This window comes from Formosa agariphila KMM 3901, assembly GCF_000723205.1.
In the GTDB taxonomy this organism is placed as follows: Bacteria; Bacteroidota; Bacteroidia; order Flavobacteriales; family Flavobacteriaceae; genus Formosa; species Formosa agariphila.
Map to the genome: position 1 here is coordinate 1,751,411 of NZ_HG315671.1, position 13,816 is coordinate 1,765,226.

At 31.6% G+C, this 13,816-nt stretch carries 13 protein-coding genes; 7 read left to right on the forward strand and 6 right to left on the reverse strand.

Annotated elements, in window-relative coordinates; genetic code table 11:
- Positions 1-29: 29 nt before the first annotated feature.
- A complete protein-coding gene (locus BN863_RS07525) occupies positions 30-863 on the reverse strand; it encodes an OmpA/MotB family protein (RefSeq protein WP_038529228.1) in 834 nt (277 codons plus the stop codon).
- Positions 864-1,193: 330 nt separating this feature from the next.
- On the opposite strand from BN863_RS07525, the gene BN863_RS07530 reads away from it, so the two are divergent.
- The 6 genes from BN863_RS07530 to arsB all read left to right on the forward strand — a co-directional run bounded on the left by BN863_RS07530 (position 1,194) and on the right by arsB (position 6,265).
- Positions 1,194-1,910, forward strand: a complete 717-nt coding sequence (locus BN863_RS07530) for a 3-ketoacyl-ACP reductase (protein ID WP_038529230.1) — start codon at positions 1,194-1,196, stop codon at positions 1,908-1,910.
- Positions 1,911-2,067: 157 nt separating this feature from the next.
- Positions 2,068-3,615 carry an SDR family NAD(P)-dependent oxidoreductase gene (locus tag BN863_RS07535; protein ID WP_038529232.1) on the forward strand — a complete coding sequence of 516 codons (1,548 nt, stop codon included), beginning with the start codon at positions 2,068-2,070 and terminating at the stop codon, positions 3,613-3,615.
- A gap of 104 nt (positions 3,616-3,719) precedes the next feature.
- Positions 3,720-4,055 (forward strand): ArsR/SmtB family transcription factor, encoded by a 336-nt coding sequence (locus tag BN863_RS07540; protein ID WP_038529235.1) that lies wholly within the window; start codon positions 3,720-3,722, stop codon positions 4,053-4,055.
- A gap of 49 nt (positions 4,056-4,104) precedes the next feature.
- Positions 4,105-4,578, forward strand: a complete 474-nt coding sequence (locus BN863_RS07545; RefSeq protein WP_038529237.1) for a DUF6428 family protein — start codon at positions 4,105-4,107, stop codon at positions 4,576-4,578.
- 11 nt (positions 4,579-4,589) lie between these two features.
- The gene (locus BN863_RS07550) at positions 4,590-5,198 is read left to right on the forward strand and encodes an arsenate-mycothiol transferase ArsC (protein ID WP_084817590.1); all 609 of its coding nucleotides are present in this window, start codon (positions 4,590-4,592) and stop codon (positions 5,196-5,198) included.
- A gap of 2 nt (positions 5,199-5,200) precedes the next feature.
- On the forward strand, positions 5,201-6,265 hold the full coding sequence (gene arsB, locus BN863_RS07555; protein ID WP_038529241.1) for an ACR3 family arsenite efflux transporter: 1,065 nt from the start codon (positions 5,201-5,203) through the stop codon (positions 6,263-6,265).
- Positions 6,266-6,845: 580 nt separating this feature from the next.
- On the opposite strand, the gene nhaA is transcribed toward arsB, so the two are convergent.
- The 5 genes from nhaA to BN863_RS07580 all read right to left on the reverse strand — a co-directional run bounded on the left by nhaA (position 6,846) and on the right by BN863_RS07580 (position 12,733).
- Positions 6,846-8,189 carry a Na+/H+ antiporter NhaA gene (gene nhaA, locus BN863_RS07560; protein ID WP_038529243.1) on the reverse strand — a complete coding sequence of 448 codons (1,344 nt, stop codon included), beginning with the start codon at positions 8,187-8,189 and terminating at the stop codon, positions 6,846-6,848.
- Between the two features lie 94 nt (positions 8,190-8,283).
- A complete protein-coding gene (locus tag BN863_RS07565; RefSeq protein ID WP_051774604.1) occupies positions 8,284-9,963 on the reverse strand; it encodes a SulP family inorganic anion transporter in 1,680 nt (559 codons plus the stop codon).
- A 42-nt stretch (positions 9,964-10,005) separates the two neighbouring features.
- The gene (locus tag BN863_RS07570; RefSeq protein WP_038529245.1) at positions 10,006-10,497 is read right to left on the reverse strand and encodes a hypothetical protein; all 492 of its coding nucleotides are present in this window, start codon (positions 10,495-10,497) and stop codon (positions 10,006-10,008) included.
- A gap of 159 nt (positions 10,498-10,656) precedes the next feature.
- Complete coding sequence (locus BN863_RS07575) at positions 10,657-12,045, reverse strand: HAMP domain-containing sensor histidine kinase (RefSeq protein ID WP_051774606.1); 1,389 nt, start codon at positions 12,043-12,045, stop codon at positions 10,657-10,659.
- Positions 12,035-12,733, reverse strand: coding sequence for a response regulator transcription factor (locus tag BN863_RS07580; protein ID WP_038529247.1), 699 nt, complete (start codon positions 12,731-12,733; stop codon positions 12,035-12,037). The genes BN863_RS07575 and BN863_RS07580 overlap by 11 nt, the downstream gene beginning before the upstream one ends.
- Positions 12,734-12,921: 188 nt before the next feature.
- On the opposite strand from BN863_RS07580, the gene BN863_RS07585 reads away from it, so the two are divergent.
- Positions 12,922-13,773 carry a universal stress protein gene (locus BN863_RS07585; RefSeq protein WP_051774608.1) on the forward strand — a complete coding sequence of 284 codons (852 nt, stop codon included), beginning with the start codon at positions 12,922-12,924 and terminating at the stop codon, positions 13,771-13,773.
- The last annotated feature ends 43 nt before the right edge of the window (positions 13,774-13,816 follow it).

Below are 13,816 nucleotides of genomic sequence, written 5' to 3' on the forward strand. Positions count from 1 at the left end.
TCATGTAAGTATGTTATTGTTAATAATGCCTATTCGTTAGAATTCATTAAGGCAAAGAATTTATTGATATTTGGTAATATAACAATACGTGTTCTTCTATTTTTAGAACGGTTCTCGCTAGAATCGTTTTCTGCAATTGGGTGGTAACTACTACGTCCAGCAGCAATCATTTTTTCAGGTGCTACACCGTAATCGTCTTGTAATTTACGTACTACAGAAGTAGCTCGCATTACACTTAAATCCCAGTTATCTTTAATCGCTCCAGTGTTTATGCTTCTAGAATCTGTATGTCCTTCAACCATAACTTCAATACTTGGTTCAGAATTAATAACATCTGCTAATTTTTGAAGAATACCGTTTGCTTTACTGCTCACTCTATAACTTGCAGTATTGAATAACATTTTATCAGAAATTGAAATCATTACAACTGTTTCATTAATATCAATTGCAATATCTTCATCTTCATTTAAAGTGCTGTTATCTAACGATTTTTGTAAATTATAAGAAACGGCAAGATTCATAGAATCTTTAAGGGTTTTAGCTTCACTTAATTTAGTAGGATCCACATGTTTTAATGTTTCACGCATGCTCTTTTTAGTATCGTTAGAGATTACAGCAACATCGCCAACGGCAACAAGTTGCGCATCATTTTGTTCTGTTAAAGAGTTTATTTTTGAATTATAAGCATCAACTCGAGATTGAATTTCACTAAACTTAGCTTCTAATTCTTCCTTTTCAACTGTAGTTTTTGTTAGCTGACTCTTTATTTCTCCATTTTCGTGTTCAAGTGCTACATATTTCTTTTTTGAAACACAAGATGCCATTAGAAATAAAGTAATAACTCCGATTGAAATTCTTTTCATAATTATTTATTTTGGTTTAATATATCTACGATTTAAACGGGTTTATAGATTTTATAGCATAGGTGTTTTACAATATTCGTAGTATAAATATTTGATTTGATGTGAGATAAATCTTAAAAAATATTTAAATAACATCGATTAAATTACAGAATATGCGTTTAAAAACACTTTATACTAAAAAACCTGATTCAAAAGTATAGAAGACGTTTAGACCTGACGTGTCTATTAAAAAAAAATATTAACTCATTCACTAAACAAATGTTTTATCTACCGTGTATTTATTTCTAAATTTGGATTGAATTAAAAACAGTATAAAATCTTTATTTATAAATGAGGTCATTAAAAGGACAACGCGCATTAATAACAGGAGGGTGCAAAGGCATCGGAAAAGCTTTAGCGATAGCATTGGCTAAAGAAGGCGTACATATAGCACTTTTAGCAAATTCGACTAAAGAAATTGAAGAGGTTGCTGTAACTGTGCGAAAATTAGGCGTAGAAGTTATTACGGTAACTGCAGATGTGTCTTCTAAAGAAGATGTAGATATTGCAGCAAAAACAATTTTTTATCAATTTAAAACCATAGATATATTAATTAATAATGCGGGTATAGCAAAATTTGGTTCGTTTATGGCTATTGAGCCAGAAGAGTGGGAGCATATTATTAAAATAAACGTTATGGGTATTTACCATGTTACTCGAGCGTTCTTGCCAGATATGATTGCTAATAAATCTGGAGATATTGTAAATATTGCTTCTAAAGCCGGTCTTACAGGAAATGCAGCAACAAGTGCATATACTGCCTCTAAATTTGCGGTTTTAGGTCTAACAGAATCTTTAATGCAGGAAGTTGGTAAACATAATATTCGGGTGAGTGCATTAACACCAAATACAATACATAGGAATACTTCTGAAAATTTATCTTTTACAGATTTAAATAAAAGTGATCAACAAGAGGCTGAAGATTTTTCAGAACTTATTATAGCACAATTAAAATTAAATAGACGCATATTGATTAAAAAATCGAGTATTTGGTCGGCTAATTCCTAGCGCGATAGCATACAAAAAGTTAATCACTAAATTTTAATATTAGAAACACAGTTAGATTTTAGCTGTGTTTTTTTAGTTGTAAAATAAATAATAGAGATAGTTATATTCAGTTTCCAACTAAAATTAAAACTATATTTGCGCGCTTAAAGTTTATATAATGAACGAAAATAAAGAAGAACAAATCAAGGCATTAGATCAAGAACAAATTGATTTGTGTATTGCTATGTTAGAACAATTGGTAGATAACACCAATCAGTTGTTCGAACTTCCAGAGGAGAAACGCATTGCTTTAATGAAAGCAGCTGGGCAAATTACAAGACCCAATAGAGACGAGTTTCAAAAAAGACGTAAGGATGCAAAAAAAGCAGCTAAGCGTAAAATGATTGAGCGTGATAAGCATGCTCGTAAAGAAACAGGTATACGTTCTGCACGTGAAAATCCTGTTTTTGTGGCTCCTAAACTTATAGACTTAACTAAAAAAGAAGACAAAGATTTAGAGTTAGAATCACCAAGAAACTGTTACGTCTGTAAAAAAGTATATACAAAACTGCATCATTTTTACGACACTATGTGTACAGAATGTGGTGATTTTAATTATGCGAAGCGTTTCCAAACAGCCGATTTAAAAAATCAAGTAGCTGTAGTTACAGGGTCTCGATTAAAAATCGGCTATCATATTACTTTAATGTTGTTGCGTTCAGGTGCTACAGTAGTGGCCACAACACGTTTCCCTGCAGATTCTGCTTTACGATTTTCTAAAGAAAGCGATTTTACAGAATGGGGACATAGATTGCATATACATGGACTAGATTTAAGACATATTCCAAGTGTAGAAATCTTCTGTAATTATATTGAACAGAAATACGATAGATTAGATATTTTAATTAATAATGCAGCTCAGACTGTAAGACGACCTGCTGGGTTTTATAAACATTTAATGGCTAACGAAGAATTGCCAATAGAGCAATTACCAAAGTTTGCACAAGGTGTTTTAAAAGATCATGTCGATTGTATTACTGAATTAAAAACATTAATGCAAGCGGCTTCAGATAATAAAAATATGCCAGTGACTTGGCATGGACCAGAACCTGGTATCGGGTTGAGAGCTTCGGCTAAATTATCTCAAATTCCGTATAGTTTCGATAATTCGTTACAAGCGAGTGAAGTCTTTCCAGAAGGGGAGTTGGATGTCGATTTGCAACAGGTAGATTTACGTAAAACTAATAGTTGGCGCTTACGTTTAGGGGAAATTGAAACCACAGAAATGGTTGAAGTTCAATTAGTAAATGCTGTAGCACCGTTTGTATTGTGTAACCGATTAGCACCTATTATGCAAAAGGAAAACACAGGGCAAAAACATATTATTAACGTAACCGCTATGGAAGGAAAGTTTCACCGTTTCCATAAAGAAGACCGTCATCCGCATACTAATATGGCAAAAGCCGCTTTAAATATGATGACGCATACATCGTCTGCAACCTTGGCTAAAGATGGTATATATATGAATGCAGTGGACACCGGTTGGGTTACCGACGAAGATCCAGCTGAGTTATCTAAACGTAAAGTTGAAGAACACGATTTTCAGCCACCACTAGATATTGTAGATGGAGCAGCACGTGTTATGGATCCGTTAATAGATGGTATAAATTCAGGTAAACACTGGTGTGGAAAATTCTTAAAAGATTATTTTCCTATCGATTGGTAGATTTAAACACATATAATCAATATTAAAAGATAGTTAAATAGCTATCTTTTTTTTTGTACAATATATATTTAATCGTAATATTGCAATGAATAAATAATTAGATTATGGGAATTACTAAGTCAGAAATTTTTTCGGATAAACAAAACGACATTGCACGCATTGCTAAAGTGTTAGGGCATCCGGCAAGAATAAGTATTTTAGAATACTTAATAAAATCTACAAGTTGTATTTGTGGTGATTTAGTAGAAGAAATAGGGCTGGCACAACCTACAATTTCTCAGCATTTAAAAGAATTAAAAAATGCAGGTATAATAAAAGGCACTATAGAAGGAACTAGTGTATGTTACTGTATAGATACCGAAAAATGGAAGGCTATTCAGCAAACCATGAATTTGTTTTTTGACCAACATTTAGTCTCTGATAAAACAGATTGCTGTTAAAAAAATTTAAACTTAATCATCGTAATATTACAATTAATAAATTTTAATTATGACACTTTTAGAAATTAAAAACCATTTAGAAGCTTTAAATCAAATTGCTTTTCAATTGCCTAACGGAAATTTAGTTCCAAGTCATTTTCATGTGACTGAAGTAGGAAAAATAGATAAAAACTTTATAGACTGTGGCGGAACTGTGAGAACGGAATCTGTAGTGAATTTCCAATTATGGGAAGCCAATGATTACGACCACCGTTTACATCCAGAAAAATTAGTTTCAATTATAGAGTTGTCTCAACGCCTTTTAAAACTAGATGAAAATTTAGACATCGAAGTAGAATATCAGGACGAAACCATCCAAAAATATAATTTAGATATTAATAATGGTGTGTTTCAATTAACATCTAAATTCACAGATTGTTTGGCTAAAGATAACTGTGGTATACCTCAAGAAAAGCCGAAAAAAAACTTAAACCAATTAACTCAACCTGCTAATACATGCACTCCTAATTCTGGATGTTGTTAAAAATAAAGACTATGAATACTAAAATAGCCAATCAAATTAAAAGCTTTAACTTTTCGAATATTTCAGAAGAACGTAAGCAGGTATTGCAACCATTAATTGATTTTATTCAGGAGAAGCATTCAAAAAAGATAAAAATCAGATTAAATTTTATCTGTACACATAACTCAAGACGCAGTCACTTATCTCAAGTTTGGGCACAAACGGCAGCATTTTATTACAATTTTAAACATGTGTATTGCTATTCTGGAGGAACAGAAGCTACGGCTATGTTTCCGATGGTAGCCGAAACATTAGAAAACACTGGGTTCGATGTTTTAAAAATAACAGAGGGCGATAATCCTGTATATGCGATAAAATTCGATCATAATGAGCCACCAATAGTAGGGTTTTCTAAACGTTTTGATAATGCGTATAATCCAGAAACAAGATTTGTTGCAATCATGACGTGTTCTCAAGCAGATGAAGGTTGTCCGTTTATAGCTGGAGCCCAAGAACGTGTTGCAGTAACTTATGAAGACCCTAAAGCTTTTGATGGCACAGCTCAACAAGCTGAAAAATATAATGAGCGAAGTTTACAAATTGCAGAAGAAATGTTTTACGTGTTTTCTAAAATTAAGTAGTTATGGCAGCAATTAAAAAATTAAGTATTCTAGATAATTATCTAACTTTATGGATTTTCTTAGCCATGTTAATTGGAGTTGGTTTGGGGAACTTTTTTCCTGAAATTCCTGATGTTATAAATTCTTATAGTCAAGGCACAACAAATATTCCAATTGCGATTGGTCTTATTTTAATGATGTATCCGCCCTTAGCTAAAGTAAATTACGCGCTATTACCTAAAGTGTTTAAAGATGTTAAAGTATTGTCCATTTCATTAGTTCTAAACTGGATTATTGGACCATTTTTAATGTTTTTTTTAGCGATTACCTTCTTAAGAGATTATCCAGAATACATGGTAGGATTAATTTTAATTGGTCTAGCACGTTGTATTGCAATGGTATTAGTGTGGAATGATTTGGCAGATGGAAGTAGTGAATATGGCGCTGGTTTGGTGGCTTTAAACAGTATTTTTCAGGTGTTTGGATATAGTTTTTATGCTTGGATTTTTATTACGGTTCTACCTCCGTTTTTTGGATTTGAAGGCGCTATAGTCGATATTTCTATTGCAACTATTGCAGAAAGTGTTGCCATTTATTTAGGTATTCCATTTGTTCTAGGCTTTTTAAGTCGCTATTTTTTAGTAAAATTAAAAGGAGAAACATGGTACAACACCAAATTTATTCCTGCAATTTCTCCGTTAACACTTGTTGCTTTGTTGTTTACCATTATTGTTATGTTTTCATTAAAAGGGGAACTTATTGTTGAAATTCCAATGGATGTTGTAATCATTGCAGTGCCTTTATTAATTTACTTCACATTAATGTTTTTAATAGGGTTCTTTATTAGTAAAGCAGTAGGTGCTCCTTATGATAAAACTGCTGCTATTGCATTTACAGCAGCAGGGAATAACTTTGAATTAGCCATAGCAGTTGCTATTGCAGTATTCGGATTAAATTCTGGACAAGCATTTACTGGAGTTATAGGACCGCTAGTGGAAGTGCCCGCTTTAATTCTACTAGTTCGCGTGTCGTTCTGGTTACGAAAAAAGTATTTTAGTAGTGAAAATAGAGTGAAAATAAATTCTTAAGTCATTTAGATATTCACCAAATTAATTTAAATAAAAGTGTTTAAGTGAAGTAAAAGAAACTTCAAGCTGTGGTTAGAGATTGTTCTTTAACCAAATTACATAGTAAATAGTGTTCTGCCAAAAGGAAGGTTCTTATCGCTTTCTTTTGGCAGAATTTGTTTATAGTAGTTTTTGTTTTAGTATTATAATTAAAATACAATTTAAAAGAATTGTTTTTCAGTATGTTACAATCTTGTTTGTAATAATATTTAAAATGATGTACTGATTATAACTGTTAGTACAGCAATCTGAGTTAGCGATATGAGTTTATAAAAAGGATTATTATACTGAATTTGAAGTCGGTTTTACGTGTTTTAAGAAGTTTTAGAGATAAATATGTACTTTGTCTAGCGTTTAAGTGTTGGCTCTGTAAGAATCGCTATTTTTGGATTGACTTAGGTTTTAATACAATTATTAAAAACATAGTTCCTGATTTCGTTGCATTAAATGATATTCTAAGTGGTATACCCAATTTTGTATAAATTAAAAAAGCGACTTCCTTAGAAATCGCTTTTTTAATTATATGATAGAATGGATCGGTTTATTCTTCTTCCTCTTCGTCACTTAAAAGTATTTCTCCCTTGGCAGGTTTAACAGCTTTTAAAACAAAGTATCCTATTAATCCCGCAATAGATGATCCAATTAAAATTCCCACTTTGGCAGAATCTTGGTAAAGTAAGCTTCCGTGAAACGCTAAGTTAGACACGAAAATAGACATTGTAAAACCAACACCAGCTAAAAATCCTGTTCCTAAAATATGTTGAAATCTCACTTTATTAGGAAAAGCAGCCACACCTATTTTGACAGCTAAATAAGAGAAGGCAACGACACCAACACATTTACCAATAATTAAGGCTATCGCAATATGAGATGCTAAATCAAAATCTAAATTATCTGAAGCTCCAAACACAATACCTGCGTTAGATAGGGCGAAAATTGGCATTATGAAATAAGCCACCCAACCATGGAATATATGTTCTAAATGTTGTAATGGTGATTGTACACGACTTGTCCAAGCTTGTAAATCATCTATCAAGTTAATTTGAGTATGTGTTAGAATTGGACTATCGCTAGTTCTTTTCTTAAGTAATCGATTGGTAATCGACTCTAGTTGAATCATATCAATAGATAATTCAGACTTACGTTGTATAGGAATAGTTAAGGCTATTAAGATTCCAGCAATTGTAGGGTGAATACCTGATTTTAAGAATAAGAACCAAATAACAATAGCAAGTGTAAAGTATATTATTTTGTGGTAAAAGCCTTTCCAACCTAAGAAAAATAAGATTCCTAATGGTATAAAAGAATATAAAATTAAGGCCCAATCGATATTGTTACTGTAAAATACGGCAATCGCTAATACGGCTACCAAATCATCTACAATGGCAAATGCTGTTAAAAAGATTTTTAAAGCTAAAGGCACACGTTTTCCTAACAATTGTATAATGGCAAGAGAAAAGGCGATATCTGTAGCCATTGGGATTCCCCAACCTGCAAATGTTTCTGGATTAGTATTTAAAGCTAAATATATTCCAATAGGTACAAAAACACCACCTAAAGCAGCGAAAATAGGTAACGATGCTTTTTTTAAACTGTTTAATTCTCCAATTAAAATTTCACGTTTAATTTCTAAACCTATTAAAAAGAAGAAAATCACCATTAAACCGTCATTAATCCAATGCAGTAGGTTTTTAGAAATGGAGAATTCACCAACTTCAAATCCCAATTCATAATTCCAAAGATTTACGTAAGAATCTGAAAACGGTGAATTAGCCCAGAGTAGGGCAATAACAGCAGCAGAAAAGAGAAGGATTCCTCCAAAACTCTCTACCTGCACAAATTTTGTAATAGGTCTAACAAAGTAGTGTTCTAGTTTTTGTTTCATAGTTATTTTAAATAAAATGTATATAAAAGAAAAGAGTCTATAGCCATCAAAATTTGATAACTATAGACTCTTATTAAATTCGGTGTTTTAACCATTATCCAGCTTTAGGTAAATCCTTCACCTTTAAAACATTTGAAGGAATTTTTTGCCCTTCATCTATCTCGTGTAATGCAACTTTATCTTCATTATCAGATAAAATTGAAGTTACGTGGTTTATTGAATTTTCAATTTTGTATTCTTTTCGAAATCCTATCAAAGATACATTAATATTTTTGTCAATACAACCATAATTAACAAAGTCTTTTATCAACTGTAACACATCATGATCTATGTATACTGTGTTTGAGGCGTCTATAACTATAGAGCTGTTTTCTGGTAAGTGTGCAAACGTTTGTTTAATTGCAGCTTTATTCAAAAAAGAAACCTCTTGTGCAAGCTCCATTTGTATGGTCTTTTGCTCGGTATGTTGTTCTCTTCTAAAGAAATATGCTAATTTTAAATTCCCTCTTAAAATGAAGAAGATACTTACAGCCATACCAATACCAACACCTTTTAATAAATCTGTAAATACAACAGCGATTACTGTTACAACAAAAGGAATGAATTGGAATTTTTTACTGTTTTCCCACATATGAACAAATACTTTTGGACTTGCTAATTTAAAACCAACAGCAATTAAAACAGCTGCTAAACAGGCTAATGGAATTTTGTTTAAAAACGTTGGAATGGCTAACACAGCAACTAGTAAAAATACCCCATGAGAAATTGCCGATAATTTAGTACGTCCACCAGAGTTTACGTTTGCAGATGATCTAACAATTACAGAAGTCATAGGTAATCCACCAATCATACTACTTATAATGTTTCCAATTCCTTGTGCTTTTAATTCTGTATTCGTGTTAGAAAAGCGTTTTAAAGGGTCTAATTTATCTGCTGCTTCAATACATAATAGCGTTTCTATACTCGCAACAGCTGCAATAGTTAAAGCTGTTATCCAAACATTGATATTTCCAATTTGAGAAAAATCAGGAAGACTAAATTGCGATTTAAATGCTTCGAAAGATTCCGGCACAGGTAAACTTACCAAGTGTGCAGGAGTAATGGCTAAAGAAGATCCTGTAGCTATAAAAGTTTCGTTAATTGCAACACCTGCAATTACTGCAACCAATGAACTTGGAATTGATTTAATTTTTTGAAGCGCAGGTACTTTTGTAAAAGCAATAATAATTCCTAACGACACTAATACTACAATTATAGCACCAAGATGCATGTAGTTAATACTGTCTATTAACGTAGAAAACATATCGTGTTTTCCTTCTTTGTTTATATGAAAGTAATCACCTTCGTTTATAACATCGTACCCAACAGCATGTGGAATTTGAGTTAAAATAATGATAATTCCAATGGCAGCTAACATCCCTTCAATAACGTTAGATGGTAAGTAGTTAGAGATAATTCCAGCCTTTAAAAAACCAAGAATTAATTGAAATACCCCAGCAATTAGTCCAGCTAATAAAAAAGCTTCCCAAGATCCTAATGTTGCAATTGCGGTTAAAACAATGGCAGTAAGTCCTGCTGCAGGTCCAGATACACTTAAATTAGATCCACTAAAAAAACCAACTACTATACCACCAATAATACCCGAAATAATTCCGGCAAATAGGGGAGCGCCACTCGCTAATGCGATTCCTAAACAAAGCGGTAGTGCGACTAAAAACACGACTAAACCGGCCTTTAAATCGGCTTTTAAATATTTTGTACTTAAATTTTTCATATGTTATTTTTTTTGTTTTAAGGTTGATTTCTTTTATGTATATTAAAAATTGAATTGTTGTTTTAAATGGAATAACCAATCTCCTGTTGGTTTTTTTCGAGCTTCAGCTTGATAATTTACGCGTGAAGTTTTTGGACTAAACATGCTGATTAAAGTGGTAATATCGAAGCATTTTTTATTTGGAAACTGCTGCATTGTACTATTAGGAATCAATGCCTCGTCGATATCATTTAATATTAGAAAATTTTTAAAAGCTGCGTCTGTATCTCCCGAATACAACCTAATAGCAACATCAATAATTTTGTTTTTATGTTCCTGTATTAAGCTATTAAGTGTTGTCAGGTAACTAGAATCGGCTAAAGATTGTATTAGTGTAGAATTCTTATAATTTGAAGGCGTGTAACTTTTAAGTAAAGTTTTATATCCAGCAGCTAACACAATTTTAATCTCTTCATTTGGATAATGAAGCACAGCATTTTTAATGAGTTTTAGGGAACTCTCACTAAAATCTGTTGGGATTATTACGGTTTTCATGCATTCTAATTTTCTTGATGCAAACATACCTTTACGGTATTAGAGCGGTATAAGAATGAGATTAGAATGAGATTAGAGTTTTAAATGCTGCTTAAACAATTGTTTTTAAGTGTGTTGAAATAGTTTGATCTAAAAAAAAGAAGAAATCAGGTGCGTTTTCTATTTTGATACAGAAAATTCCTGGTATTTATTGGGAAAAATTAAGGTGACTATAGTTCCTTTTTTATGTTCAGAAAACACTTCTATAGTACCACTATGTAATTTCATTATTTTATAAGTTAAAGGCAGACCAAAACCATATCCTTTTACGTTTCTAACATTTGCTGCACGATAAAACGGTTGATAAATGTTTTTTATTTCATCCGAAGGAATACCAACACCATGGTCTGTAACCACAATTTTTATAGCGGAATTATTAGTTACTATTTTGACTATAACTTTTTTGTTATCAGAAAATTTAGAAGCATTATCTAATACATTATTAAGCGCGATATTTATTAAACCATAATTTCCATCTATTATTAATAAGTCTGGATTTTCTGGAAAGTCGCTAAAATCTATTTCTATTTGATTTTCAGGATTTATCAAATCAATATTATCTTTTACTTCTAATATTAATTCGTCTAAACGAATGGGCGTAATCAGCAACCCTTTTTCATCATTTTCAGTTTGGGCAAACTTAAGTAAACTATTTATTAAGGCATCTAAACGTAAAGCTTCAGTTTCTACACCTTCTAAAACTTTTATGTATTCTTCTGGCGAACGTTCTTTTAATAAGGCAATTTCGGTTTGCCCTAAAATAGCTGTTAGCGGATTTTTAAGCTCGTGAGACGCATTATTAATAAAATTACTCTGTATTTCGAACGAGGTTTCCAATCGGTCTAACATATCGTTAAATGTATTGGTTAACTGGCTAAGTTCGTCTTTATTTTCTGAGGTATGTAAACGTTCATGTAAATTGGTTACACGAATGGTATTCACTTTTTCAATTATTTTAGAAAGAGGATCTAAAGTTCGTTTTGCAAAAAAACGACCAATTAAGAATAATACGAAAATGGTTAAAAGAAATAATAAAATTAAAAGACTTCTTAGTTTCGATAATTCATTAGTACCATCTACATCGCTTGCTGTTACTATTATAAAATAGGAGGTATTATGGTCTGTGTAATTAATTCCGGAGAAAAAAGAATGTCCTATTTTAACTTCAGCGTATTTATTTTGAATTAAATCTGAGTAAAATTCTTCTGGTAAAACCACATCAAGCTCTGTGTTTATCTGTGTTTTTGGTGTGTCTACAGTATAAATAAATTCGCGTTCTTCGGATAAGGTTTGTAAGTGTTTCTGAATGAGGTCTTCGTAAATTTCGGTACTTAATGCATCCTTTTCAAAATGAGATTGTTCAGCAATTAATGTCCGGTTCTTTAATTTCACAAAGAACTCATTAGTCGTATAATCAACCGCAAAAAGATATATAATTGTAAAAATTACCATTTGCATGCTAGCCACTAGTAAAACAAAAATAAGAGTGATTTTGTTTTTAATTTTCATCTTCAGGGGCTTTCAAAATGTAACCCATTCCAACTACAGTTTGTATTAGTTTAGGTGTAAATTTCTTGTCAATTTTATTTCTTAAGTAATTCACGTATACATCTACAACATTAGTTCCCATATTAAAACCAATGTCCCAAACATGCTCTAAAATATCTATTCTAGACAAGACTTTATTTTTGTTTTTAAGAAGGTATTCTAATAAACGAAACTCTGTAGAGGTTAGCTTTATTTCGGTATTTTTTCGTTTAACTATTTTAGTATCGTTGTTTAATTCTAAGTCTGCTAATCGTAGAATTAAATTATCAGGAACATCAATATTGTTTCGGCGTGCTACCGCTCGAATTCTTGCAAGAAGTTCTTTGAATTTAAAAGGTTTAGTTAAATAATCATCTGCACCAGCGTCAAGTCCTTTCACAATATTATCTGTACTTCCTAAAGCCGATAAAAATATTATTGGAATACTGCCATACCCTAAATCTTTAATTTTAGCAGCAATTGCGTAACCATTCATGCCTGGTAAAATAACATCTAATAATATTAAATGAATGTCTTTTTGAAGCACAAGTTCTAGGCAAGTTTCACCATCGTAGGCAATAAATGCATTATACCCAACTTCTTCTAAACCTTTTTTAATAAAGGTTGCCACGTTAAATTCATCTTCAACAATTAGAATGTTTTTTATCATATAATACTAATTCTACTAAATATATAGTAAATGTACGTTGCTTGAATTACAATTTATACTAAAAATAGTTTAAAGTATAATGGTTTTATTATTAATGAGGTTTTTAACCTAATTTTAAGTTTAAATATGCCTAAAATCATTGTTTATCTGTGGTTTTGTTAGTAGTTTTATACAAGAAAATTAAGACTATGACAAATATACTTTTACCTACAGATTTTTCCGAAAACGCATGGCACGCGCTAGAATATGCATTAGAGCTTTTTAAAAATGAAACATGTAATTTCTATATATTAAATTCTTTCGATCAACCAGGCTCAGATGGGTACATGGGACTTACAACCGCGATGGCTAAAGAATCTATTTATAAAGCACAAAATGAAAAAAGTAAAAACGGATTAAAAGATGTATTAGACAAAGTTAATGCAACTTATTCAAACGAAAACCATAAATATAAATGCTTATCTATTTTTAAAGGATTCTCTTCTGCGGTTAAAAAAGTGGTCGAAGATTTTAAAATAGATTGTATTGTTATGGGAACCAAAGGGGCTGGAGCAATAAAAGAAATTACAGTAGGAAGTAATACTTCGGGATTAATAGGTGTTGTTAATTGTCCTATAATTGCAATACCTAAATATGCAGAATTTAAAAATTTTAAAGAAATAGGAATCTCTACAGATTTCGATATTTCTTTTACAGAAAAAGGCTTAAGTCCACTTTTAGACATTGCAACATCTCAAAAAGCAACAGTATCTATATGTCATGTTATGGACCGTGCTAAGAAATTAACATCGTCTCAAAATGAAAAGAAAGAGGCGTTAAAAGTTATGCTTAAAGACTGTTCGGCTGGATATTTTACGCTTACAGGAATTGGTGTCTCTACAGGAATTCGTGCATTTGTACAAAGTAGAAAATTAGATATGCTTTGCGTAATTGCTAAAGAACAAGATTTTTTAAAACGATTATTAAATCAGTCGTATAGTAAATCGATAACGCATCGAGCAAATGTTCCTTTATTGATTTTAAATATTAAAAACTTCTAAAGAAACTTATTTTTAAGCCTAAATTTATAGTTGTTAATTTAAT

What these genes read in the sequence shown, in the direction of transcription:
- BN863_RS07525 (WP_038529228.1), bottom strand. Translation starts at nt 863, where the DNA reads ATGAAAAGAATTTCAATCGGAGTTATTACTTTATTTCTAATGGCATCT.
- BN863_RS07530 (WP_038529230.1), top strand. Translation starts at nt 1,194, where the DNA reads ATGAGGTCATTAAAAGGACAACGCGCATTAATAACAGGAGGGTGCAAA.
- BN863_RS07535 (WP_038529232.1), top strand. Translation starts at nt 2,068, where the DNA reads ATGAACGAAAATAAAGAAGAACAAATCAAGGCATTAGATCAAGAACAA.
- BN863_RS07540 (WP_038529235.1), top strand. Translation starts at nt 3,720, where the DNA reads ATGGGAATTACTAAGTCAGAAATTTTTTCGGATAAACAAAACGACATT.
- BN863_RS07545 (WP_038529237.1), top strand. Translation starts at nt 4,105, where the DNA reads ATGACACTTTTAGAAATTAAAAACCATTTAGAAGCTTTAAATCAAATT.
- BN863_RS07550 (WP_084817590.1), top strand. Translation starts at nt 4,590, where the DNA reads ATGAATACTAAAATAGCCAATCAAATTAAAAGCTTTAACTTTTCGAAT.
- arsB (WP_038529241.1), top strand. Translation starts at nt 5,201, where the DNA reads ATGGCAGCAATTAAAAAATTAAGTATTCTAGATAATTATCTAACTTTA.
- nhaA (WP_038529243.1), bottom strand. Translation starts at nt 8,189, where the DNA reads ATGAAACAAAAACTAGAACACTACTTTGTTAGACCTATTACAAAATTT.
- BN863_RS07565 (WP_051774604.1), bottom strand. Translation starts at nt 9,963, where the DNA reads ATGAAAAATTTAAGTACAAAATATTTAAAAGCCGATTTAAAGGCCGGT.
- BN863_RS07570 (WP_038529245.1), bottom strand. Translation starts at nt 10,497, where the DNA reads ATGAAAACCGTAATAATCCCAACAGATTTTAGTGAGAGTTCCCTAAAA.
- BN863_RS07575 (WP_051774606.1), bottom strand. Translation starts at nt 12,045, where the DNA reads ATGAAAATTAAAAACAAAATCACTCTTATTTTTGTTTTACTAGTGGCT.
- BN863_RS07580 (WP_038529247.1), bottom strand. Translation starts at nt 12,733, where the DNA reads ATGATAAAAAACATTCTAATTGTTGAAGATGAATTTAACGTGGCAACC.
- BN863_RS07585 (WP_051774608.1), top strand. Translation starts at nt 12,922, where the DNA reads ATGACAAATATACTTTTACCTACAGATTTTTCCGAAAACGCATGGCAC.